Origin of the sequence: Rhizobium hidalgonense, assembly GCF_005862185.2 — a bacterium.
GTDB classification, from domain to species: domain Bacteria; phylum Pseudomonadota; class Alphaproteobacteria; order Rhizobiales; family Rhizobiaceae; genus Rhizobium; species Rhizobium hidalgonense.
This window is the reverse complement of the sequence record NZ_CP054027.1, coordinates 578482-603387: the sequence shown is the minus strand read 5'-3', so window position 1 is coordinate 603387 and position 24906 is coordinate 578482. Positions and strand designations below refer to the sequence as shown.

Annotated in this window: 24 protein-coding genes and 2 pseudogenes; 12 read left to right on the top strand and 14 right to left on the bottom strand. The window is 61.6% G+C overall.

Features of this window, described 5'->3' with window-relative positions; translation table 11 throughout:
* Nucleotides 1-38: 38 nt before the first annotated feature.
* Nucleotides 39-551 carry a MarR family winged helix-turn-helix transcriptional regulator gene (locus FFM81_RS02860; RefSeq protein ID WP_003566611.1) on the bottom strand — a complete coding sequence of 171 codons (513 nt, stop codon included), beginning with the start codon at nt 549-551 and terminating at the stop codon, nt 39-41.
* Nucleotides 552-636: 85 nt separating this feature from the next.
* On the opposite strand from FFM81_RS02860, the gene FFM81_RS02855 reads away from it, so the two are divergent.
* From FFM81_RS02855 to cysE, 5 genes are all read left to right on the top strand, one after another.
* A complete protein-coding gene (locus tag FFM81_RS02855) occupies nt 637-1425 on the top strand; it encodes a creatininase family protein (protein WP_138385319.1) in 789 nt (262 codons plus the stop codon).
* Between the two features lie 147 nt (nt 1426-1572).
* Nucleotides 1573-2676, top strand: coding sequence for a CobW family GTP-binding protein (locus FFM81_RS02850; RefSeq protein ID WP_097533130.1), 1104 nt, complete (start codon nt 1573-1575; stop codon nt 2674-2676).
* Nucleotides 2676-3665, top strand: a complete 990-nt coding sequence (locus FFM81_RS02845; protein ID WP_003566616.1) for a WD40 repeat domain-containing protein — start codon at nt 2676-2678, stop codon at nt 3663-3665. Before FFM81_RS02850 ends, FFM81_RS02845 begins: the two co-directional genes overlap by 1 nt.
* Nucleotides 3666-3688: 23 nt before the next feature.
* Nucleotides 3689-4162, top strand: coding sequence for a GNAT family N-acetyltransferase (locus FFM81_RS02840; RefSeq protein WP_003566618.1), 474 nt, complete (start codon nt 3689-3691; stop codon nt 4160-4162).
* A gap of 106 nt (nt 4163-4268) precedes the next feature.
* A complete protein-coding gene (gene cysE / locus FFM81_RS02835) occupies nt 4269-5087 on the top strand; it encodes a serine O-acetyltransferase (protein WP_138385318.1) in 819 nt (272 codons plus the stop codon).
* 21 nt (nt 5088-5108) lie between these two features.
* Here cysE and FFM81_RS02830 read toward each other — a convergent pair.
* The 4 genes and pseudogenes from FFM81_RS02830 to odc2 all read right to left on the bottom strand — a co-directional run bounded on the left by FFM81_RS02830 (nt 5109) and on the right by odc2 (nt 8584).
* Nucleotides 5109-6265, bottom strand: a pseudogene (locus FFM81_RS02830) (GGDEF domain-containing protein).
* 90 nt (nt 6266-6355) lie between these two features.
* A pseudogene (locus FFM81_RS32600) lies at nt 6356-6466 on the bottom strand (6-aminohexanoate hydrolase); the annotation flags it as partial.
* Nucleotides 6467-6766: 300 nt separating this feature from the next.
* Nucleotides 6767-7357 carry a GNAT family N-acetyltransferase gene (locus FFM81_RS02825; protein WP_003566623.1) on the bottom strand — a complete coding sequence of 197 codons (591 nt, stop codon included), beginning with the start codon at nt 7355-7357 and terminating at the stop codon, nt 6767-6769.
* Between the two features lie 93 nt (nt 7358-7450).
* Nucleotides 7451-8584, bottom strand: coding sequence for an ornithine/lysine decarboxylase (odc2, locus tag FFM81_RS02820; RefSeq protein ID WP_025417074.1), 1134 nt, complete (start codon nt 8582-8584; stop codon nt 7451-7453).
* A gap of 529 nt (nt 8585-9113) precedes the next feature.
* Here odc2 and FFM81_RS02815 point away from each other — a divergent pair.
* The 3 genes from FFM81_RS02815 to FFM81_RS02805 all read left to right on the top strand — a co-directional run bounded on the left by FFM81_RS02815 (nt 9114) and on the right by FFM81_RS02805 (nt 11850).
* Nucleotides 9114-10007, top strand: a complete 894-nt coding sequence (locus FFM81_RS02815) for a LysR family transcriptional regulator (protein WP_003566626.1) — start codon at nt 9114-9116, stop codon at nt 10005-10007.
* A 131-nt stretch (nt 10008-10138) separates the two neighbouring features.
* Entirely contained in the window at nt 10139-10780 is a 642-nt protein-coding gene (locus FFM81_RS02810; protein ID WP_003566627.1) for a DUF1007 family protein, read from the top strand.
* Nucleotides 10774-11850 (top strand): nickel/cobalt transporter, encoded by a 1077-nt coding sequence (locus FFM81_RS02805; protein ID WP_025417075.1) that lies wholly within the window; start codon nt 10774-10776, stop codon nt 11848-11850. Before FFM81_RS02810 ends, FFM81_RS02805 begins: the two co-directional genes overlap by 7 nt.
* 1 nt (nt 11851) lies before the next feature.
* Here FFM81_RS02805 and FFM81_RS02800 read toward each other — a convergent pair whose 3' ends face one another.
* The 4 genes from FFM81_RS02800 to FFM81_RS02785 all read right to left on the bottom strand — a co-directional run bounded on the left by FFM81_RS02800 (nt 11852) and on the right by FFM81_RS02785 (nt 14283).
* Complete coding sequence (locus FFM81_RS02800; RefSeq protein ID WP_003566629.1) at nt 11852-12058, bottom strand: hypothetical protein; 207 nt, start codon at nt 12056-12058, stop codon at nt 11852-11854.
* Nucleotides 12055-12750, bottom strand: coding sequence for a GNAT family N-acetyltransferase (locus FFM81_RS02795; protein ID WP_003566630.1), 696 nt, complete (start codon nt 12748-12750; stop codon nt 12055-12057). Before FFM81_RS02795 ends, FFM81_RS02800 begins: the two co-directional genes overlap by 4 nt.
* Before the next feature lie 68 nt (nt 12751-12818).
* Nucleotides 12819-13538 carry a tellurite resistance TerB family protein gene (locus FFM81_RS02790; RefSeq protein ID WP_003566633.1) on the bottom strand — a complete coding sequence of 240 codons (720 nt, stop codon included), beginning with the start codon at nt 13536-13538 and terminating at the stop codon, nt 12819-12821.
* 106 nt (nt 13539-13644) lie between these two features.
* Entirely contained in the window at nt 13645-14283 is a 639-nt protein-coding gene (locus tag FFM81_RS02785) for a 2-dehydro-3-deoxy-phosphogluconate aldolase (protein WP_025417076.1), read from the bottom strand.
* Nucleotides 14284-14437: 154 nt separating this feature from the next.
* On the opposite strand from FFM81_RS02785, the gene FFM81_RS02780 reads away from it, so the two are divergent.
* The 3 genes from FFM81_RS02780 to trhO are packed head-to-tail and all read left to right on the top strand — an operon-like array spanning nt 14438 to nt 16798.
* Nucleotides 14438-14926, top strand: a complete 489-nt coding sequence (locus tag FFM81_RS02780; protein ID WP_003566637.1) for a CYTH domain-containing protein — start codon at nt 14438-14440, stop codon at nt 14924-14926.
* Entirely contained in the window at nt 14904-15812 is a 909-nt protein-coding gene (locus FFM81_RS02775) for a CHAD domain-containing protein (RefSeq protein ID WP_025417077.1), read from the top strand. The genes FFM81_RS02780 and FFM81_RS02775 overlap by 23 nt, the downstream gene beginning before the upstream one ends.
* 56 nt (nt 15813-15868) lie before the next feature.
* Nucleotides 15869-16798 carry an oxygen-dependent tRNA uridine(34) hydroxylase TrhO gene (gene trhO, locus FFM81_RS02770; protein ID WP_025417078.1) on the top strand — a complete coding sequence of 310 codons (930 nt, stop codon included), beginning with the start codon at nt 15869-15871 and terminating at the stop codon, nt 16796-16798.
* Nucleotides 16799-16850: 52 nt separating this feature from the next.
* Here the strand turns inward: trhO and FFM81_RS02765 are convergent, their stop codons facing one another.
* Together FFM81_RS02765 and FFM81_RS02760 are read right to left on the bottom strand one after the other, a co-directional pair.
* Entirely contained in the window at nt 16851-19064 is a 2214-nt protein-coding gene (locus FFM81_RS02765) for a bifunctional diguanylate cyclase/phosphodiesterase (RefSeq protein WP_003566643.1), read from the bottom strand.
* 94 nt (nt 19065-19158) lie between these two features.
* Nucleotides 19159-20532 (bottom strand): GH1 family beta-glucosidase, encoded by a 1374-nt coding sequence (locus tag FFM81_RS02760; RefSeq protein WP_138385317.1) that lies wholly within the window; start codon nt 20530-20532, stop codon nt 19159-19161.
* Nucleotides 20533-20795: 263 nt separating this feature from the next.
* Between FFM81_RS02760 and FFM81_RS02755 the strand changes: the two genes are divergently transcribed.
* On the top strand, nt 20796-21197 hold the full coding sequence (locus tag FFM81_RS02755) for a DoxX family protein (RefSeq protein ID WP_138385367.1): 402 nt from the start codon (nt 20796-20798) through the stop codon (nt 21195-21197).
* A 74-nt stretch (nt 21198-21271) separates the two neighbouring features.
* On the opposite strand, the gene FFM81_RS02750 is transcribed toward FFM81_RS02755, so the two are convergent.
* The 3 genes from FFM81_RS02750 to FFM81_RS02740 all read right to left on the bottom strand — a co-directional run bounded on the left by FFM81_RS02750 (nt 21272) and on the right by FFM81_RS02740 (nt 24901).
* A complete protein-coding gene (locus FFM81_RS02750; RefSeq protein ID WP_003566648.1) occupies nt 21272-22459 on the bottom strand; it encodes a Gfo/Idh/MocA family protein in 1188 nt (395 codons plus the stop codon).
* A 197-nt stretch (nt 22460-22656) separates the two neighbouring features.
* Entirely contained in the window at nt 22657-23709 is a 1053-nt protein-coding gene (locus FFM81_RS02745; RefSeq protein ID WP_003566650.1) for a sugar phosphate isomerase/epimerase family protein, read from the bottom strand.
* Between the two features lie 244 nt (nt 23710-23953).
* Nucleotides 23954-24901 carry a substrate-binding domain-containing protein gene (locus tag FFM81_RS02740; protein WP_138385316.1) on the bottom strand — a complete coding sequence of 316 codons (948 nt, stop codon included), beginning with the start codon at nt 24899-24901 and terminating at the stop codon, nt 23954-23956.
* Nucleotides 24902-24906 lie beyond the last annotated feature (5 nt).

Genomic DNA, 24906 nt, shown 5'->3' with positions numbered 1-24906 from the left:
TTTAACCGGCGGAGGCAATTCGTCTTTCAATGGAAATTTCAGTCTTCATCCGGTTCTTCGATGTGAAGGGCTTCGGCCTGCAGATTGCCGTCGATCGCTTTCAGCAGCCGGACGAGATTGCGGATTTCCTTCTCGGAGAATTCCTGCGTCGCCAGCCTGTCGCAGGCCGAGGCCGCCATCTCGATCGCCTGCACGCTGCCGCGCCCGAGTTCGGTGAGATAGACCTTGGTTAGGCGCGCATCCTCCGCATCGGGCTTGCGCTCAAGAAAACCCTGCGCCTCCATGCGGCCGATCGTGCGCGTCATCGTCGGCGCCTTGACGCCGAGCTTATGGGCAAGCCCGCCGGCCGTCATGCCGTCGCTTTCGGCAAGCGAGAGAATGACGCCGTCCTGGCCGGCATAAAGGCCGCTTTCGAGCAGGTTGCGCGAAAGCACGGTGCGCATGGAACGAGCCGCCTGGGTCAGCGCCGGAGAGAGGTCGACGAGCGTATATTCGGTCTGGTCCTTCTTCTTGGACTTGTTCTTCTTGCCGTCCTTGTGCTTCTTTCCCATAGCCATCCCTTTGATCTTTAAGCCCTGGCGCCGCTGCGATATGACATTGCCCAGGATCTCGTCATAAACAAGAGGCAACGACCGGATGATGACGCCTTCGCTCCGCTTGGACCATAGCGGCCCGGCCTTTGCCCCCGGCGGGCGCTGCCCGATCGCCGTGCTGCCGCTCGGCGCTCATGAACAGCACGGCCCGCATCTGCCCTTCGAAACCGACACGCTGATTGCCGAAGGCATCGCCGGGCGATTGAAAATGGCCCTGCCCGCCGGCCTGTCGGTCACTTTCATGCCCGCCGAATCTGTCGGCTATTCCATAGAGCACATGGATGTTGAAGGAACGAAGACGCTCGCCTTCGACGAAGCCGTCAACCGCTGGCTCGGCATCGCCGAGCGGCTGGCCAAGCGGGATATCCGCAAATTGGTGATGCTGAACGCCCATGGCGGCAATTCGCCTCTGATGACGATCGTCGCCACCGAGGCGCGGATCCGCTTCGCCATGCTGGCGGTGGCGACGAGCTGGACCCGCTTCGGCCTGCCGGATGGCGTGATCCCGCCGGAGGAAAAGGCGATCGGCATCCATGGCGGCGATATCGAGACCTCGGTGATGCTGGCGCTTCATCCAGATAGGGTCGATATGGCCAAGGCGGCGGATTTCCCCTCGCGACAGACGGAATTCGCCACTCGCTTCAAATACCTGCGTGCCTATGGGCCGCACGCCTTCGGCTGGAAGATGAGCGATCTCAACAGCCAAGGCGTGGCGGGCAACGCCGCGGCTGCGACGGCTGAGAAAGGCAAAGCGCTGATTGCCCATGCGGTGAAGGGACTGGTGGAATTGCTGGAGGATGTCGATGCCTTCGACATTACGCAGTTCCGCTGAAGTCGGGGATGCGCACCGGCCAATCGATGTGATCTTATAACATTATAAAACCCTTTGAACTGCCGCGCCCATGCCATTATATGAGACCAACCGTTCAAGCGGCCGATCCAAAACCGCTCGGCTGCACGCCTAATCCTAGAGGTTCTCATGACCGACGCGATTTCCACCCAGAAGCCCATTCCCGTCACCGTGCTCACCGGTTATCTCGGCGCCGGTAAGACCACCTTGCTCAACCGCATCCTTTCCGAAAATCACGGCAAGAAATATGCGGTCATTGTCAATGAGTTCGGCGAAATCGGCATCGACAACGACCTGATCGTCGAGTCGGATGAAGAAATCTACGAGATGAACAATGGCTGCGTCTGTTGCACGGTGCGCGGCGACCTGATCCGCGTCGTCGAAGGCTTGATGCGCCGTCCCGGCCGCTTCGACGGCATCATCGTCGAAACCACTGGCCTTGCCGATCCGGTGCCGGTCGCCCAGACCTTCTTCATGGACGACGACGTGCGCGCCAAGACCGAGCTCGACGCCGTCATCGCCCTCGTCGACGCAAAACACCTGCCGCTGCGCCTGAAGGACAGCCGCGAGGCCGAGGACCAGATCGCCTTCGCCGACGTCGTCGTCATCAACAAGAGCGACCTTGTCACCCCGGAAGAACTTGATGTGATCGACGACATCGTCCGCGCCATCAACCCGGCCGCCCGCGTCTACAAGACCAGCCGCTCCGGTGTCGACCTCGCCCGCGTGCTCGATCAGGGCGCCTTCAACCTGGAGCGCGCACTCGAAAACGATCCGCATTTCCTGGAGCACGGCCATGATGACCATGTTTGCGGCCCGGATTGCGATCACGACCACCACCATCATGATCATGATCATCACCATGATCACCACGGGCACGACCATCATCACCATGGCGCCCATCAACAGGGTGCGATGTCGGCGATCCATGATGTGACGGTGCAGTCGGTATCGCTGCGAGGCGGTCAGATGAACCCGGAGCGCTTCTTTCCCTGGATCCAGAAGGTCACCCAGACACAGGGGCCGAATATTCTGCGTCTCAAGGGCATCATCGCCTTCAAGGACGATCCCGAGCGCTATGTCGTTCAGGGCGTCCACATGATCATCGAGGGCGATCACCAGCGGCCGTGGAAGGAAGGCGAAAAGCACGAGAGCCGTCTCGTCTTCATCGGCCGCGATCTCGACCGCGAGAAGCTCGAAGCCTCCTTCAAGGCCTGCGAGGCGTCCGCCTGATGCCGACAGTTGCACCGCTTGATCTCGACGGCCACGTTCTGGCCGTCGAATTTTTAGGTGATGTCCCCTTCTTCGCCAGCGCCAACGGCACGTTTCACCGGCTGGACGGCGGCGACAGGGTTTCAGAAGCCCATCAGGGCATGCTCACCGCCATCCGCGACCCCTATAGCGAGAGCCTGATCTCGGGTGGGGAGGACGGCAAGGTGCTGCGCATTTCAGCCGACGGCAGCGTCAGCGAGATCGCCACTGCGCCGCGCAAGTGGATCTCGCAGGTTGCCGCCGGCCCGCAAGGCGCGATTGCCTATTCCTACGGCAAGAGTTCGCTCGTGCGCCTTGCCGACGGCACGACCAAGGAATTTGCCGAGGAGCGCACGGTCGAGGGCCTTGCCTTCGCCCCGAAGGGCCTTCGCATCGCAGCCGCGCGGTATAACGGCGTGTCGCTGCACTGGATTGGCATGACCGCCAAGCCGGTCGATCTCGAATGGAAGGGTGCACATACCGGCGTCACCTTCTCGCCGGATGGCAATTTCCTGGTCACCTCGATGCAGGAAAATGCGCTGCACGGCTGGAAACTCGACAGCAAGCCAGGTGCAGAAGCCCGCCACATGCGCATGACCGGCTACCCATCCAAGGTGAAATCGCTTTCCTGGTCGGTCAAGGGCAAGTGGCTCGCCTCTTCGGGCGCGCCGGCGGCCATCGTCTGGCCGTTCCAGGGCAAGGACGGGCCGATGGGCAAGGCACCGCTCGAGCTCGGCACCCGCGCCAATATCATGGCGACCGCAGTGAAATTCCATCCGCTCGAGGATATCCTCGCCATTGGCTTCATCGACGGCATGATCCTGGCCGTGCGCATCGCCGACAGCAAGGAGGCGCTGCTGCGCCGCCCCGGCAAGGGCGCGATCACGGCGATGAGCTGGAGCAAAAACGGCAAACTGCTCGCCTTCGCCTCCGAAGCCGGCGATTGCGGCGTCATCGATATTTCGGCTTGAGCCATATTGCCGGCCAGGACGACATGGTGACGGAAGCGGAAATCGTGGCGCTCGGCGCCGAGCATATGCAGGCGGCCGCAGGAATCAGGCGTGTGGCGCTCCGGCAGCGGCTGCCCTGGCTGCCGGATCTTCATACGCCAGAGGAAGAAGAGCAATACTGGCGCAAGCATCTGCTGCCGAACTGCACGATCCTCGGCGCCGCCATGGGCGACCGGCTGGTCGGCGTGATCGCCTATGGCGACGACTGGATTGAGCAGCTTTATGTTCTCCCCGATTTCCAGAGCAACGGCATCGGCTCCCTGCTGCTTGGCTGCGCCAAGGAGGAGATGGATGAAATCAGGCTGTGGACGTTCCAGCGCAATGTGGGCGCCCGTGCCTTCTATGAGCGGCACGGTTTTTCCGCGGAGGACGAGACCGATGGCGCCGAAAACGAGGAAAAACAGCCGGATATACGCTATCATTGGCGTCGGCTTCCGCAACTGCCGCCTGGCGGCTGAAACAGCGAATCAAGCCGCAGATATCGGGCTTGCCAAATGCCTTGCCCGGGAGAAACATGAATCTCGCGCAAGCATAACTGCGCAGTCGCCGACAGAGGAAACGGGAATGCCCAAATCCACCGGCCTTGGTCTGGCCGAGCAACAGCCGCAATCCCTGGACAATACATTCGTCTGGGCAGCGATCCGCGCCGAGGCCCTCGAACTTGCCGCGCGCGAACCGATCCTGCAGCGGCTGCTCGCCGCCCAGATAACCACCACCTCCGGCAACAATGAAATCATCGCCCGGGTGCTCGCCGCGCGGCTTGCTGCCACGCAAATGGAAACGGGCGATCTGTTCGATCTGATCCTGTCCACACTCGACGACGATATCATGCGAAAGGTCGAGGCCGATCTCGCAGCCGTGCGCGAACGCGACCCGGCCTGCACGACATTTCTGCACGCGCTTCTGAACCTCAAGGGGTTTCATGCGCTGCAGACGCACCGCATCGCCCATGCGCTCTGGAACGCCGGCCGCCCGGAGATCGCCAGCTGGCTTGCCAATCTCGCGTCGCTGGTCTTCGGCCCGGATATCCATCCCGCCGCCCGGATCGGCGCTTCCATCATGCTCGACCACGGCTCGGGCATCGTCATCGGCGAAACGGCTGTCATCGAGGATGAAGTATCGATCCTGCAAAACGTCACGCTCGGCGGCACCGGCAAGGAAACCGGCGATCGTCACCCGAAGATCCGCCACGGTGTGATGATCGGCGCCGGCGCCAAGATTCTCGGCAATATCGAAGTCGGCGCCTTCAGCAAAATCGCCGCCGGCAGCGTCGTGCTGAAGCCGGTTCCCGAACATTGCACAGTCGCCGGCGTGCCGGCAACACTGGTGCGCGTCCACCGCGCCGACGAAATCCCGGCAGAGACGATGGACCAGAATATCTAGAGTAACGCCGGGTTCGCCCTGTTATGCAGCCTGCTGATTTTCGCCGAAAGCTTCGACGCGGTTGCGACCTTCGCGCTTGGAACGATAGAGCGCCGCATCCGCCTTGTGCATCAGCCCGTCAAAATCTCCATCGCTTTCTGTGCGCGTGGCAACGCCAATGCTCAGCGTCGGAAAGACGGTCAGATCTGGGTGATGCAGGACGGCGGCGGCGAAGTCGAGACGGATGCGCTCGGCAATCGCCACCGCATCCTCTCCGGAAACATTCTTCAACACTGCCAGGAACTCGTCTCCGCCTTGACGGGCGAGTAGATCGCCGGAGCGCATGATGCCTCTCGAGACACTGGCGAAAAGCCGCAGGATATCGTCGCCGGCGGCATGGCCATGCCGATCGTTCAGCTGTTTGAAATGGTCGATATCGATGATCAGCAGCGACACCGGCTGCGATCCAAGCGCCGGCAGATGCTGGGCAAGGCCGCCGCGGTTGAGTGCGCCGGTCAGTGGATCGTGATGAGCAAGCTCCATCAGCTGATTGCGGCTGCGCTCTGCCGCCATCAGCACCATGGCCATGCTGCGAAGCATGATGAACGCGACCGCCGATATCGCCATCCAGCTATGGACCACGCTGCCGCCGAAAGGATCCGGCCCGCCGATTTCGCCGGTCGCCGCAAGGATGCTGCGCACCGCAAAGATCATCGCAGTGCAAAGATAGAGACCGACAAGCAGGGCGGCCGAATACAGCTTTTCGCGCCGGGCAATACCGATTGCCTCCTCGCGACAGCCAGATCGCAGAGGCAACAGATGACGGAGATGTAGAGGAGCCTCGCCGACACTGCCGAGGGATTGCTGACGATCAGCACGACAGGCACGCTGACGAGAAAGATGGCAAGCCAGAAAGTGCGCTGGCCGAGCGCCCGGCCCGCAAAGACGCGCACCGCAAAGAAAATCAGCATGTAGCCGGCGATCGTCACCACATTGCCGCCATCGACGGAGACGGAGTAGGGAACGAGATTGCGCAAGGCAACGAGGAAGGAGCCGACGCCAACAAGCAAGTTGCTTAAGCCCCACCACAGCGGCCACCTCTCGAAGCGGCCCGTCGCATAGGCTGCGAGCTGCAGGATGCCCAGAACGAAGCAGCTCACGGCAACAATGAAATAGATTGTCCTGAGATCCAGCAGCATGACGCTTTCCCGAAATTCTCGCGGAACTTACAGGAAGCGTTTTGCGGTTTGATTGGGGGCTTCGCTAGAAGTTTAACGATTATCGGATTTTTAGGCGGCCCGCACTGTGCCGATGATGTCCGCCAGCAGCGCATGCAACAGATCCCGGTATCCGTTGCGCGCCGAAGGACCGCTTTCCTCCGAGGTCATGACGACGGTCAGAAGCCCTGCTCTGGGCAGCCGCTGGCCCCGTTGCGGCAAGCGACAGGCAGAAAACCAAAAGAAGGGAGAGAACGCGGATCATGCGGCGCAAGATAGGATATCGCTGCCGCATGTTCGCGGGCCGGCGGCGCTTTTCACGCGATTGTGTTGCCATGGTTACCAGGCATCCCGGTCAACACGCGCCGCGGCGCCCGAAAAACAATCCGCGCCGCAGCCACGGCAGGCCGCCTGCCTCCATGGTCGAGCGGCGCGGATATTGCCGGCCGCGGGTAAGGACGTTCAACCCTGGCCGGCCGATTGTTAGGCGGCGCGGCGAACCGGCGCGCTGGCCAGCATGCGTCCCGAGGGGACAATCATGCCGGCCGCGCCGTCAAGCCAGCCTTCCCTAAGCTCGAGCGCCAGAAAGCGCGAGCGTTCGAACGGACCCGGCATGACAAGATGGCGGGCCTTCTCGGCAAAAAAGCCGAAACGCTCGTAATAAGCAGCATCGCCGACGAGCAAGACGGCGCCATGGCCGCGCTTCTTGGTTTCGAGGATCGCCGCGCGCATCAGCGCCGAGCCGATGCCCTTGCCGCCATAACGGGAATCGACGGCGAGCGGGCCGAGCAGCAGCGCATTGATCGGCGTGCCTTCGTCGTTGACGCCGGCCTCGATGTTCCAGAGCCGCACCGAGCCGATAACGTGGCCGTCGCGATCACGCGCGACAAGCGCCAGGCCCTCGGCCGGAACCCGGTTGCGGCGAATCTTCTCCGACGACTTCTTGCGGCGGTCCGGCCCCATGACCCGGTCGAGCAGGTTTTCACGGGCAACGACGTCCGACGGATTTTCGGCGTCGATGGCGAAAGTGGTGGGCGCAAAGAATGCGCGGACAGAATCAAGAACAGCGGCCATCTTGGCCTCCCGTACCCAATACCGTTATCAGCGGCGATGAAGGAAATTGTGAAGTTGCCGCCCCGGCTGGTTACGGGGCCGGCGGAAACGGCCTTAGATGACGTAGGCCTTCAGCGGTTCGAAACCGTTGAAAGCGACTGCCGAATAGGTCGTCGTATAGGCGCCGGTGCCTTCGATCAGCACCTCGTCGCCGATCGAAAGAGAGATCGGCAGCGGATAGAGGTTCTTCTCGTAAAGCACGTCGGCTGAATCGCAGGTCGGGCCGGCGATGACGCAGGGCTCCATCTCGTCGCCGTCGTGCTCCGTGCGGATCGGATAGCGGATGGCTTCGTCCATCGTTTCGGCGAGGCCGCCGAACTTGCCGATGTCGAGGAATACCCAGCGCGCATCGTCATTGTCCGACTTCTTCGAGATCAGCACGACCTCAGCCTTGATGACGCCGGCATTGCCGACCATGCCGCGGCCCGGCTCGATGATCGTCTGCGGGATCTGGTTGCCGAAATGCGTGCGCAGCGCCTGGTAGATCGACTTGCCGTAAGCTTCTGCCGACGGAACGTCGCGCAGATACTTGGTCGGGAAGCCGCCGCCCATGTTGACCATCTGCAGGTGGATGCCCTGCTTGGCCAGCGATACGAAGACGCGCTTGGCATCGGCGAGTGCTGAATCCCAGGCATCGACCTTGGTCATCTGCGAACCGACATGGAACGAGACGCCGTAGGACTGCAGGCCGAGCTGATGGGCGTAGACGAGAACGTCGACGGCCATCTGCGGGACGCAGCCAAACTTGCGCGACAGCGGCCATTCAGCACCTTCGCCATCGGTCAGCACGCGGCAGAAGACGCGGGCGCCGGGAGCGGCGCGCGAGATCTTCTCGACTTCCTCGTGGCTGTCGACCGCAAAAAGGCTGACGCCGAGCGCATGCGCGCGAGCAACGTCGCGTTCCTTCTTGATCGTATTGCCGAAGGAGATGCGAGCTGCAGTCGCACCGGCGTCGAGCGCCATTTCGATTTCGGCAACGGATGCGCAATCGAAATTGGAGCCGAGGCCTGCAAGCAGCTTCAACACTTCAGGGGCCGGGTTGGCCTTGACGGCGTAGTAGATGGCGCTGTCCGGCATGGCGTGACGGAAGGCGTGAAAATTGTCACTGATGACATCGAGGTCAACCACGAGGCAGGGACCGTCGGGACGTCGGGTGGCGAGAAAGTCGCGGATGCGCTGGGTGGTCATATCGTTCCCTCTTCCAGTTCCAGAGCTCCGGCATCAGCCGGAGGACAAAGGGCATACGAGAACTCGCATTGGAACCAGCCGGTGGAGACCCCGGAACCATAGCAAGCGCTCGATGCGCGGATAGTGAACCAACGCCGCGGACGCGGTGTAAGTTCGGCTTTGTCTGCCATGGATTGGAGGGAGAATCCCAACCGCACTTCCGGCAATGATGGTGTGCCTCTTCAGTAACCCCCGCTGATGGAAAGCAGGGAGAGAACAAAAAGGCCCGCACCGTCGTTGCTTCAGGCGTCCTCGCATTTTCCGGTTGGCCGAAATAGCGACTGGAGGGGTTAATTCCAGGTACCTTACCGATTTCCTCACCAATTCGAGGGTTCGGCGGACACCCATGGGCACGTGCGACTTTGGGCTGAGGTGGAAATAAGAATATTCGCCTTCATAATCAAGCGATTTTTTGATCTGAGGGTCAAAAAAATAATTGAACAAAACGAGCCGATTTGTTCAACATTCCCAAACAGCCTGAGGGATGTCCATGGATACCTTGACCCGCATACGTGCCTTCATCGATGTCGTCGAGGCCGAAGGCTTTTCCGCCGCCGCCAGGCGCACGGGCCGCTCCAAGGCGCTGCTCTCCAAATATGTGCGCGAATTGGAAGATGAGCTCGGCGCCCTGTTGCTCAACCGCACCACCAGGCAGTTCTCGATGACCGAGGCCGGCCACACCTATTACCGCAGCGCCTCGGATATCCTGAAGGAGATCGACAATCTTGCCGACCTCGTGCGCGAAAACAATGCGCAGCTAAAGGGGCGGCTGCGCATATCCGTGCCGCGCACCTTCGTCGACGCCGATGTTGGCCAGTCGCTGATCGATTTCTCCAGGGAGAACCCGGACCTTTCGCTGGAGATCGCCGCCGACGACCGGTTTGTCGATCTGATCGAGGAAGGCTTCGACGTAGCGATCCGCATCAGCAAGCTCGAAGATTCCGGCATGATCGCCCGCAAAATCTCCGATTTCCGCGTCCATCTCTGCGCCACCCCAGAATTTCTCGAACGCCATCCCGATCTCGAGCACCCCAGCGATATCTCCAACGTCCCCTTCGTTGTCGATACCAATGCGCGCACCCAGGCGAGCATTCGCTTCCACAATCCCGACAACACCTCATTCGCCGTCGCCGTCTCCGGCCCGATGGAGGTCAACAGCCCGCATGCGACATTACGCGCGGCCCTCGCCGGCATCGGCATCGCCCTCATCCCCGACTTCATCGCCCGCAAACCGATCGAGAGCGGCGCGCTGGTGACGCTGTTCAACGATTACCTCCCGACCGACCGTGGCATTTATGCCGTCTATCCGCACCGCCGCTACCTGCCGGCGAAGGTGAGGATCTTCGTCGATTACCTCAACAACTGGTTCAAGAAACATCCATAGCGCCGCCCTTGCGGCTGCGACATCTTGCCCCGCGCCAACCCGCGGCTCTCTGAATCCAATGCGGAATCGGTCCCAATTCCGTCCCAATTGCTGGCAAGAAGTCAGGGTCACCGAACAGGGCAGCGGGATAGATGAAATATTCGACGATACTGATTGCCGCGCTTGTTTCGCTGGCGCCGGCCGCCGCCTTTGCCCATCCGCACATTTTCGTGGAGGCCCGTCTCGAGGTCGTGGCCGACAAGGACGGCAATATCGAGGAATTGCGCAATGTCTGGCGCTTCGATGAGGTTTTTTCCTCCTCGGTGGTCATGGATTTCGACAAGAATACCGACCTCAAGCTGGAGCCGAACGAGCTTGCGGAGGTCGGAAAAACGGTGAAGCAGTCGCTTGCCGAATATGATTACTACATGAACCTGACGATCAACGGGAAGAACGTCACCGTCCAGAAGCCCGACATCATCCATGTTGACTACAAAGATGGCCAGCTGCTGATGTTCTTCGCGGTCAAGCCGGCGGAGAAGATGCCGCTCAAGGGCAGGCTCACCTTCGGCGTCTACGACCCGTCGCTCTATACCTCGATCGATTTCCCCACAGACAACGAACTTTCACTGGTCGGCGACGGCTTCAAGACCTGCAAACATCAGGTGGTGCGGCCGGATGCCGACCAGGTGATCTCGCAGAACAAGCAGTCGCTGACCGACGCCTTCTTCAATGATCCCACCGGCACCAACATGTCTAAACTCTTCGCCACCCGGCTGGAGGTCACATGCTGACGAAACGCCTGCCGTTCATCCTCGCCGCTTTGGTCTTGGCGCTTCTGGCGGCGGCAAGCCTCGCCCATGCGCAATCGCCGCTCGGCATCGGCACGGCGGAGCCGAGCTTCCAGCCGACCGGCGGGCCGCTCGCGCCGCTTTTGCTCTATGTGAACTATGAGCAGCAGGCCTTCTACCGGGCGTTGACCGATGCCCTGAAGGCGATGCGCCAGGACCCGTGGCAACTGGCATCGCTCATCGGCCTCTCCTTCGCCTATGGCGTCTTCCATGCCGCCGGCCCCGGTCACGGCAAGGCGGTCATCTCCTCCTACATGATCGCCAACGAGATCGAACTGAAGCGCGGCGTGGTGATTTCCTTCATTTCGGCCTTCCTCCAGGGGGTGGTGGCGGTGGCGCTGGTCGGCGGCGCCTGGCTGGTGCTGCGCGGCACCGGCATCACGCTGACGGCGGCGACCCATGCAATGGAGATCGCAAGCTTCGTCATGGTCATCCTCTTCGGCGGCTGGCTGCTATTGCGCAAACTGCGCTCGATGGTCGGCAACATGCCGCGCCGCCGACTGATGGCGACACCTGCCGGACCGGTCAGCATGATGCTCGACTGGAAGGACAATGCCGCCGAACGCCAGGCCTATGCCTTCAGCGGCAAGGCGCAGGCCGTCGAAGCCGGCCACACTTTCGTTCCCGGCATGGCCTGCGAGACCTGCGGCAACGCCCATGTGCCGGATCCCACCCGGCTTGCCGGCGACAGGTTCAGCGCCCGCGAGGCCTGGTCGGCAATCGTCGCCGTCGGCCTTCGCCCCTGCTCCGGCGCTTTGCTGGTTATGACCTTCTCGCTGCTGAACGGGCTCTATCTCGGCGGCGTGCTGTCGGTCGCCGCCATGTCGCTCGGCACGGCGATTACCGTTTCCCTGCTTGCCACGCTTGCCGTCACTGCCAAGAGTGCCGCCGTCCGCCTCTCCGGGCGCGGCTCGACCGCCTCGGTCTGGATCGGCAACACCATCGAAATCCTCGGCGCTTTGCTCGTCATCCTGATGGGCGCGCTGCTGCTCGGGGCCTCGCTGCAGGGATAACTTATTTCCCCCTGCTGCGCTGGTAACGCGCCCGCAGCCAGAAAACCGCGAAAAATGCCATGATCAGGCAGACGCCGACGACGATCGCCAGCACCGGCGAGAAATTGCCGATCCACAGAACGATGGTCGGCAGGAAATAGATGACCAGCGCGGCGGCAAACAAGATGATGCCGGCGGCAGTCGCCTGCGAGCGGCTCTCGGGGCTCATACGAGCCTTTCCTTTTGGAGATCGGCACGGATATCCTGCAGACGGCGGATCTGGTTGCCCTCGGCATCGAAATTCTCCGGCGAAAGCCAGGCCTCGAAGGCATCGTTGAGCAGCGGCCATTCACTATCGATCATCGAGAACCAAGCAGTGTCGCGGTTGCGGTGCTTGGCAATCATGTGCTGGCGGAAGACCCCTTCGAAGCTGAAGCCGTAACGCGCCGCCGTCGTCTTGCTCGCCTCGTTCTTATTGTCGCATTTCCATTCGTAGCGGCGGTAGCCGAGCTCCTCGAAGACGTGCTTGGCCATCAGATAATGCGCTTCGGTCGAAAGCGGCGAACGCTTCATCTGGGGACCATGTGCCACCCCGCCGATCTCGACGACGCCGTTTGCCGGGTCGGCGCGCATATAGTTCGCCATGCCGACAATCTTGCCGGTAGCGTTGTCGCGGAAGATATGGGTGAGCCAGCCGGACTTGGTGTAGACGGTCTCAAGCCAGTTGGCGAAATCTTCGATCCCGGAAAAATCGTCCTGCGCGAAATAGAGAAGCAGCGGGTTGATGCCCATGCCGCCAAGCCCGTCCCACAGCGCCTCGAGATGGTCGGCACGCCGATAAGGTTCGACGGTGACAAAACGGCCCATCAGCGTCACCGGCTTCGGCGCCGGGCAACCCTTGAAATCTGCAAGATCGCGCATCTTCACTCCCCTTGTCCAAGAGTGGAGTGGATAGGCCAGCCGCCCGACAAAGGCAACCGGCCTGGTTGTCACTGTGACAAGGTAACTTTCGCAGAGGACACCGTCGCCTCGATATGATCGACCAGCTGGTCGGCAAGGCCGAGCCTGCCGGCAAGCAGATCGAGATAACCGCGCTCGGCGCGCGAATCCGGCTCGATGGTGAGCCGCGAGGCGGTATAGAGTTCGACGCGCTGTTCCTCTGTCGTCGCGGCGGCCACAAGCGCGTCGATATCCGTGGGCGAAGCGAGTTCATGCTCGATGAAGGCCGCGGCCTCGCCGCTGACGTCGGCAGCCTTGACCTTGTCCATGATGAGGGCGCGTTCGGCATCGTCGATATGGCCGTCTGCCTTGGCGGCGGCGATCATCGCGCGGATCAGCACCAGCACGAACTCATTGCTGCCGGCCGGCGAGGCCGGCCCGAAACCGGATTCGACAGGCGGCGGCAGAAGGACAGGATTGTTTGCCGACGGTGCATCTGCAGGGGCTGCAGGCGCCTGGCCTGCCTGGTAATTCTTGTAGGCCTGGTAGCCGAGGCCGGCAATGGCGGCAAGACCGCCGATCGCCAATGCATTGCCGGCAATACCCCGGCCTGTCTTGGTGCCGAGAAGCGCGGCGGCGATCGCACCGGTCGCCAGCGGGTTGTTTTTAGCCGTCTGGACAGCGTCGCCAGCCCTGTCGCGGACGGAGCCGCCGAGACCCGGCACCTGCGAACCCAAGAACTGGTCGAGAAGCTTCTTCGCGTCGAACATTCCTCGTCATCTCCCTGTTGAAGCCGGAAGAGTAGATAGGCTCGCGACGGATCGAATACAAACAGAGGAGAGGGAATTGTGCCGTGAGGCTCAACCCCTCCTAAACTCAGGCCTTCAGCCCCGCAGCCTCCGCCGCGAGCCTGGTAATCCCTGCCCAGTCGCCGGCCGCGACCAGTTCCTTCGGCGCCACCCACGAGCCACCGACGCAGATGACGTTCGGCAGCGACAGATAATCATTGGCATTCTTCAGCGAAATGCCGCCGGTCGGGCAGAACAGCGTACCGGCAAGCGGCGAAGAGAGCGCCTTCAGCAGGGCCGCGCCACCGGCCTGCTCCGCCGGGAAGAACTTCAGCACCTGATAGCCTTCTTCGCGCAAAGCCATGACTTCGCTGGCGGTCGCGGCACCCGGAAGCAGCGGCACCTCGGAATCCGCAGCCGCATCGAGGAGTTCCTGCGTGGTGCCCGGGCTGACGATAAACTTCGAACCGGCTTCGACGGCGGCTTCCCAATGGGCGGCATTCAGGATCGTGCCGGCGCCGACTTCGGCGCCCTCGACCTCGGCGGCGACTGCGCGCACGGCATCGAGTGCCGCAGGTGTGCGCATGGTGATCTCGATCGCCTTCAGACCGCCTGCGACAAGCGCGCGGGCCAGCAATACGGCCGACTTGGCATCGTCGACGATCAGGACCGGAACGACGGGCTGGAGTTTCAGGATGGAAAGGAGCTTCTCTGTTTTCTCGCCCATGGCCGTGCGACTTCCTTGAAACGATTGAAATTGGTCCCCGAATAACGCCCCGGCGGAACCTTGTCGAGGTAAAACCAATTCACCTAACAAGATGGGTATGAAATCCGTGGAAATTGGGCTACCGTGCCCCGATCGTCACAAAAGGTTCACCGCTATGGCGAAAGAGATCGAGCGGAAATTCCTCGTACGCAGCGATGGATGGCGTTCCGCCGTTGAGACGAAGTCCGTTCTGAGGCAGGGCTATATCGCCTCGATGGACGATCGCTCCGTCCGGGTGCGTATCCTCGATAGCAAGAAGGCGAGACTGACGATCAAGATCGGCCGCAGCGCCATCACCCGTGACGAATTCGAATACGACATCCCTGTCGCCGATGCCGAGGAACTGTTGCAGAACGCGATCGGCATCGTCATCGAGAAGACGCGCTACCGCGTTCCGCATGAAGGTTTCGTCTGGGAGGTCGACGTCTTTGCCGGCGAACATCGTGGGCTGGTGATTGCCGAGGTCGAGATGACCGCAGAGACCGACGAGCCGGCCCTGCCCGCCTGGCTTGGGCGCGAAGTGACCGGCGATTTCCGTTATTCCAACCAGGCCCTTGCCACAGAATATGGGCACGACAGGCATGGCCTATCGCATTCGGCCTAAGGCCGATTTCACCACGGAGTTCCGCAGCGCCGCGAAAGAGCAACTGGACGACGCCATCGCCCTTATCGAAGAACAGCCGGACGGCGCGCATGAGGCAATCCATTCCTTCCGCAAGAATCTGAAACGATTGCGCTCGCTCTACCGGCTCGTGGCTCGCGAGGTGCCGGATTTCCAGTATCGCGAAAATGCCAGGCTGCGCGATCTCGCCCACTCGCTTTCGGCGATCCGCGATGCCAACGCCCTGGTCGGCACAGCGCAATATCTGCAGCAATCGGCCCGCGAGCCGGAGGAGAGCGAGGCGCTCGGCCGTATCGTCACTATTCTCGAAGGACGCCGTAACTGGATGGCGGAAGCCGAAAGCGGTCTGGAACGGCGGCTGGCGGAAACCTCGGACGTTCTGAAGGAGGCGATCGTCGCCCTGGATGCGGTCTCATTCGATGGCGGCCACCGCAAGAACGCCCGCAAGCTGGCGAAGAGCTGGCGCCGCACCGCGCGAAAGGCGAAGACAGCGCTTGCGGCCTGCCACGGCGAGGCATCGGCCGACGAATTCCATAATCTGCGCAAACGCACCTACGACTACAGACTTTATCACGGCCTTTTGCGCGATCTCTGGCCGGGCGCGATGAAGGCTAAGCGCAATGCGGCCAAGGAACTCGTCGAGGATCTCGGCCACATCCACGATCTTGCCGTGCTCTCCGAATTGGTCGAGGCCGAGCCGCAGCTCTTCACCCGCAATGACGACCTGGCACATCTTCTCGACGCCATCATCTTCCGCCAGCAGGAAGACCGGCGGCAAGCGCTTGTCAAAGCCGAAGCCGTCTTTGCCGATGATCCCGACGAGGAAGCGCAGCGCATCGAGCTTCTCTGGCTGACGGCCGGGAGTTGAAACCCGCCCCGGCGAAGGCAATTGCGCGATCCGCCGATTTTCTGTATTTCCGCCCCATGACCGACAGCCTGACACACACCAGCCCGTTTCTCGTGGCCGCACTTTACCATTTCGTTTCCGTGCCGCGCTTTGCCAGCCTGCAGGCTCCGCTGCAGGCGCTTTGCGAAGAGAGCGGCGTCAAGGGAACGCTGCTTCTGGCCCATGAGGGCATCAACGGCACGATTGCCGGACCGGATGCCGGCATCCAAGCCGTCCTCTCCTTCCTGCGCGCCCAGCCCGAATTTTCCGGCTTGGAGCATAAGGAAAGCCGCGCCTCGAAAATGCCTTTCCTGCGCATGAAGGTGAAGCTGAAAAAGGAAATCGTCACCATGGGTGTCGAGGATATCGACCCCAACAAGGTGGTCGGCACCTATGTGGCACCTCAGGACTGGAACGCGCTGATCTCCGATCCCGATACGATCGTCATCGACACCCGCAACGATTACGAGACGGCAATCGGCACCTTTCGCGGCGCGCTCGATCCGAAGACCAAGACCTTTCGCGAATTTCCCGATTGGGTGCGCAGCAATCCCGGCCTGCACAACAAGCCGAAGGTGGCCATGTACTGCACCGGTGGCATACGCTGCGAGAAGGCCACCGCCTTCATGAAGGCCGAGGGCTTCGACGAAGTCTATCATCTGAAGGGCGGCATCCTGAAATATCTCGAAGAAGTGCCGCAGGAGGAAAGTCTCTGGGACGGCGCCTGCTTCGTTTTCGACGAGCGCGTCTCCGTCGAGCACGGGCTGAAGGAAGGCGAACACCGGCTGTGCCATGCCTGTCGCAACCCGATCACCGCAGAGGAAATCACCTCGCCGCTCTACGAGGAAGGCGTTTCCTGCAGCCATTGCTACCCCACGCGCACGGAAGAGGATCGGCTGCGCTACCGTCAGCGGCAGCACCAGATCGCCCTCGCCAGGAAACGCGGCCGGCGGCATATCGGCAGCTGAGTGAGGATCCTTTCCGGATCAGCCTCATTTCACGGAAATCCGCCCGCGCCCCTCAGGCTGCGCCGAGACGGCGGCGGTCTGCCGGTTCGGCTGTATGCCGCGCGTGCAGCATCTCTGTGATGCGATCCGCCGTCATCGGTTTTCCGAACAGATAACCCTGCAGGCAATCGCAGCCGAAAAGGCGCATGGCGATTGCCTGTTCCTCGGTCTCGATGCCCTCGGCCGTCACCGGAATGTCGAGAGAGCGGGCGAGCGCCACAGTTGCCTGCAGCATCTCGCGCTGGCGCTTGTCCTCGTTGACCCCCATGACCAGCGAACGGTCGATCTTGATCCGATCGAAGCCGAACTGCCTGAGATAACCGATCGAGGAGAAGCCGGAGCCGAAATCGTCGAGCGCCACCTTCACCCCCAGCGCTTTCAGCCGTTCGATCGACTGGCGGGTACGCTGCGGATTCTGGATCATGTAGCCTTCGGTGATCTCGAGCGTGATGCGGCCGGCCTCGATCTCCGTCTGCTTCAGCACGTAGCGCACATAATCGGCGAAGGCGGGATTTCGAAACTGACCGGGAGAGACATTGACCGAGACGTTGAGTTCCGGCCATTGCTTGGCCGTCTCGCAGGCCTTGCGCAGCACGAATAGGCCGAGCGATTCGATGAGACCGCTGGTCTCGGCGATCGGGATGAAGACCTCGGGTGAAACGGGCCCGTGACCCGGACGGTTCCAGCGCACCAGCGCCTCGACGCCGGTCGGCGCATACGAGGCCGCATCGATCAGCGGCTGGTAGGCGAGCGTCAGGTCACCGCTTTCGATGGCCATCCTGAGATCGAGTTCCAGCGCATTGCGCTGCTCCCGGTCGGCGTCCATTGACGGATCGTAGAGTGTCATGCGGGCGCGGCCGGCTTCCTTCGCCTTATACATGGCAAGGTCCGAGCGGCGCACCAGCTCCTCGCGCCCGATCGTGCCGACGGGCGACATGGCGATGCCGATGCTCGCCCCGACGACGACGACGCGGCGACCGATCTCCAACGGCTCGACCAGAAAATCGAGGATCTGCTCGGCAAGCTGCAGGGCCGCGGCATTCTCGCCGTCCGAGAGAAAGGCGATGGCAAATTCATCGCCGCCGATGCGGGCTAGAACCGCGCCCTGCGGAATGAGCACGTCGAGGCCGGCCGCGACCGCGCGGATCAACTGGTCGCCGGTACCGTGGCCATAACTGTCATTGACTTCCTTGAAGCCGTCGAGGTCGAGATAAAGCAGCAGCACGTTACGTTTGGTCTGGCGCGCCTCGGCGACGAAACGGTCGACGGCAAGCCCGAGACCGTCGCGATTGGAAAGTCCGCTCAGCCGGTCACGCAGCGCCTCTTCGCGGGCGCTGTTTTCCTCGGCCTTCAACCGGCGCCCGGCAAGCCAGCCGATGACCAGCAGCACCACGAAGAACAGCCCGACGAGGCCCAGCGCCTCCAGGACCATCGGCCGCACCTGTGCGTAGCCGACATCACCCGGCGAACGCGAGGTCCAGACGAGTTTGTTGAGCGTCGCCCCCGTCGGATCGACGATCGGCACGAAAAAATCGGCTTCGAAGCTCGCCGGGGCCAGTCTCAGCCCGCCGATGACATAGGTCTGGCCGAGTGCGGCCACCCGATCATTGTCGAGATGGCGGGCAAAAACGAGATAGCGGCGGTGGCCGGCGGGCGCATCCTGCGCGCCAGATTTTTTCCGCACCAGGGCAACGCCGACGGCGGCAACACCCCGTTTAGTGGTGACGAAGCCGACCGCTTGGGGAGTACCGGCCGGGCCTGCCGCCTTCGCCGTCTCGAACAGGGTCCAGAGCGACGGCGCGAAGAAATCCGCGAGCGGCTCCTCCATCGGCTTGCCGTCGCGATAGGCCATGATCGGCTGCTTCGCCTCATCGATGACGATCGCCATGTCGAAAAGCGCACTATTGACCGACATCTCGCCGTAATTGCTCACCGTCCAAGCCATGCCGTCGGGCGAATAGACGTTGACGGCGGCATCGTCCCAGGCGGCGTAATCGTCGAGCGTCGCGCCGAGTTGGTCCTCGAAAGTCTTCAACGCCCCGATCGTCGTTTCGCGCGAGCGTTCGTCATCGAGGAGATTGGCATTTTCGGCCACGCGTTCGAGCGCCGTCAGCACCATGACGGTGACGATTGCGACGATGACGGCAAAGGAGAAAAGCACACCCGTGACGGTAATGTGACGGCCTACTCCCAATCCTTTGCTCTGCGACTTTCCGGCTGTCTGCATTACGGCTCCCTGACCGGCCGACTTTGCCAGTCAAGGGTTCAAAAACGTTTAAGCAAACGCTGCAGATCTTTGTGCCCACACGTGAGGGTTACGATCAACCCGTTTTGTGATTGCCCTTCGGGAATTGCGCCGCGAGTTCGCGATACCACTTGCCGCTGTTCTTCACCGTACGGACCTGCGTTTCGTAGTCGACATGAACGAGGCCGAAGCGCATGCGGTAGCCTTCCGCCCATTCGAAATTATCCATCAGGCTCCAGGCGAAATAGCCGCGCATGGGATAACCGTCCTTGATGAGGCCGGCCACGACATCGAGATGGTCGCCGAGATAATCGAGACGCATTGTGTCGTCCGCCTCGCCGCCGACGACATCGGTGTTGTCGCAGGCGCCGTTCTCGGTGATGTAGCATTCCGGGAGTTCATAACGGCGGTAGAGGCCCTCGACCAGGAGCTTCAATCCCGGCGCGTAGATTTCCCAGCCGATATCGGTTTTCACATCGCTTACCGGCGGCGCTTTCACCGTCCAGGGAAAATCGCCTTTTCGTTCGGCATCCTCGGCGACGCGCTCCGGCGTGTAGTAATTCAGACCCCACCAATCGAGTTTCTGGCTGATCAGCGTCATGTCGCCGTCCTCGATCACAGGCATGCGGTCACCGAGCGCCTCGACGAATTCCTTCGGATATTCGCCCTTGAAGACGGGATCGAAAAAGGCGCCGTTGTGAAACTGGTGCGCACGTTCGGCGGCGGCAAGATCGGCCGGGCTGTCGGAGCCTGGGATGATCGAGGCGGCGTTGAGCACAAGCCCGACGGGCACAGCGGGGGCTTCCGAGCGGATCGCCTCGACGCCGAGACCGTGGGCAAGGTTCATACAATGCATGGCGTGCAGGGCGGCCTGCATATTGCGCTCGCCCGGCGCATGGATGCCGTAGAGGTGGCTCAGCCAGACGATGCACCAGGGCTCATTGAAGGTCGCGACGGCGTCGAGACGGTCGCCAAGCCGGTTCATCACCGTCTTGGCGTAGCGCTGAAAGGCATAGGCGGTCGAGCGTGCCGTCCAGCCGCCGTCGCCGGCAAGCAGCAGCGGCAGGTCCCAATGATAGAGCGTCGCAAAGGTCTTGATCCCGCGCGCCTTGCAGCCGTCGACCAACCGGTCATAGAAATCGAGGCCTGCCTCGTTCACCGCACCCGTGCCGTCGGGGATAATGCGCGGCCAGGCAATCGAGAAGCGGTAGGCTTCGACACCCATACCCTTGATGAGATCGAGATCCTGCTCCAGCCGGTTATAGTGGTCGCAGGCGACGTCGCCATTGTCGCGATTATAGACGCGGCCCGGCATATTGCAGAAAGCATCCCAGATGGACGGCTTGCGCCCGTCGGCCTTGGCGGCGCCTTCGATCTGGAAGGCGGCGGTGGCGACGCCGAAGGTGAAATCGCCGGGAAGGCGGCTTGCAAGAGACTTCGCATCGATCATCTGTAAATCCCGTCTCAGCGTGTGAATGGACCGTTTGAACTCGGATTTAGCCAAGCCGGAAAACAAAGTACAGGCTTGGGAAAAGAAAAACTGCAACGTTACAGTATGCAGCGCCGGGCGGCAGTAAATGCACTATTCCGTCACCCGACCAGCGGCGATTTTCGCTCTCACTCCCTCATAACGCGGATGTCAGCAGTCGTGACTTGCTGTCGCACCCGCAATCTCTGACACAGGTCGGACATCGCAAACATGAAAGGAATCCGATGCTGTCTTCGATCCCTCTGCTGCAGCCCCATCTGCTGAGCCTGCTGCGCATCGTCTGGTCTCTCGTGCTGTTCAGCTACGGAACCCAGAAAATCCTGCATTTTCCAGCCGCGGCCAGCGTACCACCTGCAGGCTCGCTTTCGTGGGTTGCCGGGCTTATCGAACTCATCCTCGGCTTCCTGGTCCTGGTCGGATTCCAGACCCGGATCGCCGCCTTCGTGCTCTTCGGCCTGATGGCTTTTGCCTATTTCATCGGCCACGCGTCGAAGGGCATTTACCCCGCGCAGAATGGCGGCGTCGCGGCAATCCTGTTCTGCTTCATATTTCTGTATCTGGCCGCAGGTGCCAGACCGCTCAGCGTCGACAATCTGCTGAAGCGCGGTCGCACCGCGGCAGCTTGATCACCATAAACAAAACGCCGAGGCGACGTGAGTTCGCCTCGGCGTTTTTCATTCTGCGACGGGGATCGGTCAATTCACACCTTGACCCATGCGCCGTTCTTCTTGGAGGAGGCGACGCAAGCCTCGACGAAGGCCACGCCCTTCACGCCGTCATCGACTGTCGGGTAGACCACCGCCTTGTCGACGGCCTTGCCCTTCTTGCGGGCGTTGATTGCATGCGCGGCTTCCGTATAAATCGTCGCAAACGCCTCCAGATAACCCTCTGGATGCCCTGACGGCACGCGCGAAACGCGGCCGGCAGCCGCGCCCGATCCTGCGCCACCCCGCGTGATCAGCCGCTTCGGTTCGCCGAACGGCGTGTACCAAAGATAGTTCGGGTCCTTCTGGGTCCATTCAAGCCCGCCCTTGCTGCCGTAGACGCGCACCATCAGGCCATTCTCATGGCCGGGCGCCACCTGGCTACACCAAAGCATGCCCTTAGCCGGCTTCTCCGAGCCCTTGGCCTTGAAGCGCAGCATGACATGGGCGTTGTCATCCAGTCGGCGGCCGGGAACGAAGCTGTCGAGATCGGCGGCGAGACTGTCGAGTTCCAGGCCTGACATGAAGGAGGCGAGATTATACGCGTGCGTGCCGATATCGCCTGTGGAGCCGCCGACGCCCGATTGCGCTGGATCGGTACGCCAGGCGGCCTGCTTCTGGCCGGTCTGCTCGACTGCTTCAGTCAGCCAATCCTGCGGATATTCGGCCTGGACCACTCTTATATCGCCGAGTTCGCCGTTCGCGATCATTTCGCGCGCCTGACGCACCATCGGATAACCAGTGTAATTATGTGTCAGCACGAAGAGCGCGCCGCTTTCGTCGGCAATTTTCTTCAGTTTCTTCGCATCGGCAAGATTCGATGTCAGCGGCTTGTCGCAGATGACATGGATGCCGCGCTTCAGGAATTCCTTGGCCGCATCGTAATGCACATGGTTCGGCGTGACGATCGCCACCGCCTCGATGCCGTTCTTCAGCTTCGCCTCGCGGATCGCCATCTCGCGGTAGCTGGAATAGGTGCGCGACGGATCGAGGCCGAGATCGCGGCCTGACTGAACCGCCTTTTCAGGCGTCGACGACAGCGCGCCGGCGATAAGATCGTACTGATCGTCGATGCGCGCCGCGATGCGATGCACCGCGCCGATGAACGCGCCGGCGCCGCCGCCGACCATGCCGAGCCGAATGCGTGGCTCGCGGGTCTGTTCCGATGATGCTTCGATTGCCATTCTTGTCCTCCTGAAATTTAATCTGGTGCGGATGCGCCCCCTCATCCGGCTGCCGCCACCTTCTCCCCGCTCGCGGGGGAGAAGGGATCTGCGGCGACGTCGATGCCAACTCCGTCGCCCGGTGTGGCAAGTTCCCTCTCCCCGTCAAAACGGGGAGAGGGTTAGGGTGAGGGGCAGCCTCACGGCACGCTTTTTGTTTAAAGCCCCAGCATCCGCCGGTTCGCTGCCTGATCGGTACCGCTGCCGGCAAAGTCGTCAAAGGCCTTTTCAGTGACGCGGATGATATGAGCGGCGACGAATTCGGCCCCTTCGCGGGCGCCATCCTCCGGATGTTTCAGCGCGCATTCCCATTCGACCACGGCCCAGCCGTCGAAATTATTGGCCGTCATTTTCGAGAACACCGCGCCGAAATCGACCTGGCCGTCGCCGAGCGAGCGGAAGCGGCCGGCCCGTTCCACCCAGCCCTGATAACCGCCGTAGACGCCCTGACGCCCGGTCGGGTTGAACTCCGCATCCTTGACGTGGAACATCTTGATGCGGTCTTTGTAGATGTCGATATTGTCGAGATAATCGAGGCACTGCAGGACGTAGTGCGAGGGATCGTAGAGCATGTTGGCGCGCGGATGGTTCTTCACGCGCTCCAGGAACATCTCGAAGGTGATGCCGTCATGTAGGTCTTCACCGGGATGGATTTCGTAGCAAACGTCGATGCCGTTTTCATCCGCATGATTGAGGATCGGCGTCCAGCGGCGCGCAAGCTCGTCGAAAGCGGTTTCGACCAGGCCGGCGGGGCGCTGCGGCCAGGGATAAATGAAGGGCCAGGCGAGCGCGCCGGAGAAGGTTGCATGCGCCTTGAGGCCGAGGTTTTTCGATGCCGTCAGCGCCATCTTGACCTGCTCGACCGCCCATTCCTGGCGCGCCTTCGGATTGCCGCGCACCTCGGGGGCTGCGAACCCGTCGAAGGCTTCGTCATAGGCCGGGTGAACGGCGACGAGTTGGCCCTGCAGATGGGTGGAGAGTTCGGTGATCTCGATGCCGTTTTCGCGGGCCTTGCCGGCGAATTCGTCGCAATAATCCTTGGAGGTGGCCGCCTTCTTCAGATCGATCAGCTGGCTCGCCCAGGTCGGCACCTGGACGCCCTTGTAGCCGATATCGGCCGCCCATTTGGTGATCGCGTCCCACGAATTGAAAGGAGCGGCATCGCCCGCGAACTGGCCAAGGAAGAGGCCAGGGCCCTTGATGGTCTTCATGTCAGATTCCTCCCTGAATATCGACCGTAAACGTTTCTGAAATGTTGTAGCACGCAATTTGGCGGGCGCAAGGCGCCTACTCACCTCAGCTCGCGTTTGGCGCAAGGCGGGACGCGATATTGCTGCGAGCTAATCATGCTGGGCTTTGGCGGGCAAGAGGTACGTGCAGCATTTTCAGCGCGCACTGTATCGATCATAAAATGCGCCCATCCTTTCGAATGGGCGCATGTCGCCGACCGATGGATCAGAACGGAGAATCCGGGAAGTAGAAGTCCTTGGCATTGTCCTTGGTGACGAGCGTTGCGTCGAGGATGTAGCTGCCGTGAACCGGAACCTGATCGTAGAGGGCGGCCGCCGTCAACTCCATCGCCGTGCCGACCATCGCCGGCGGATAGAGAACGTCGACGGGGATCAGCTTATCGCCGTCCATGACCTTCTTGACCATGTCCTTGGAGCCGGCGCCGGCAACGACATACTGAATGTCAGTGCGCTTGGCCTGCTCGATCGCCTGCAAAACGCCGACAGCCATGTCGTCGTCCTGGCACCACACTACGTCGATCTTCGGATATTTGGTCAGATAGTCCTGCATGACCTTGAAGGCATCGTCACGGTTCCAGTTGCCGTACTGGCGATCGAGAACCTTGACCTTAGAGCCGGCAATACCCTTGTCGAAGCCGTCCTGGCGCTGCTGGTCGATCGGGATCGGCAAACCGCGGATGACGACGACTTCAGCGTCCGGCGTCTTTTCGGCAATGTACTTGCCGGCGACTTCGCCAAGCGCCGGATTGTTGCCGGCGACATAGAGGTCGCGCACGGAATTATCGTTGTTGCTCGGCGCACGGTCGACGAGGGCGACGAACTTGCCCTTGCTTTTGACTTCCTTGATGGCGTTGACGAGCGGATCCGGATCCGACGGCAGAATGACCAGGGCGTCGATGCCCTGCGTGTCGAGATCCTGCACGGCGTTTGCCTGGCTGGCGGCATCCGGCGAGGTCTTGACGATGACGTTAAGACCGGGATGTTCGGCCATCAGCAGCTTGGCGACACGTTCGGCATGGAAGACAACGCCCGAAGTCCAGCCGTGGTCGGCGGCCGGAATGGACACGCCGATCGTGAATTTCTTGTCCTGGGCGTAAGCGGCGCCGGCGAATGTCACCGCCGCAACCGCCAGGCCCAACATCAATTTACGCATGCTAT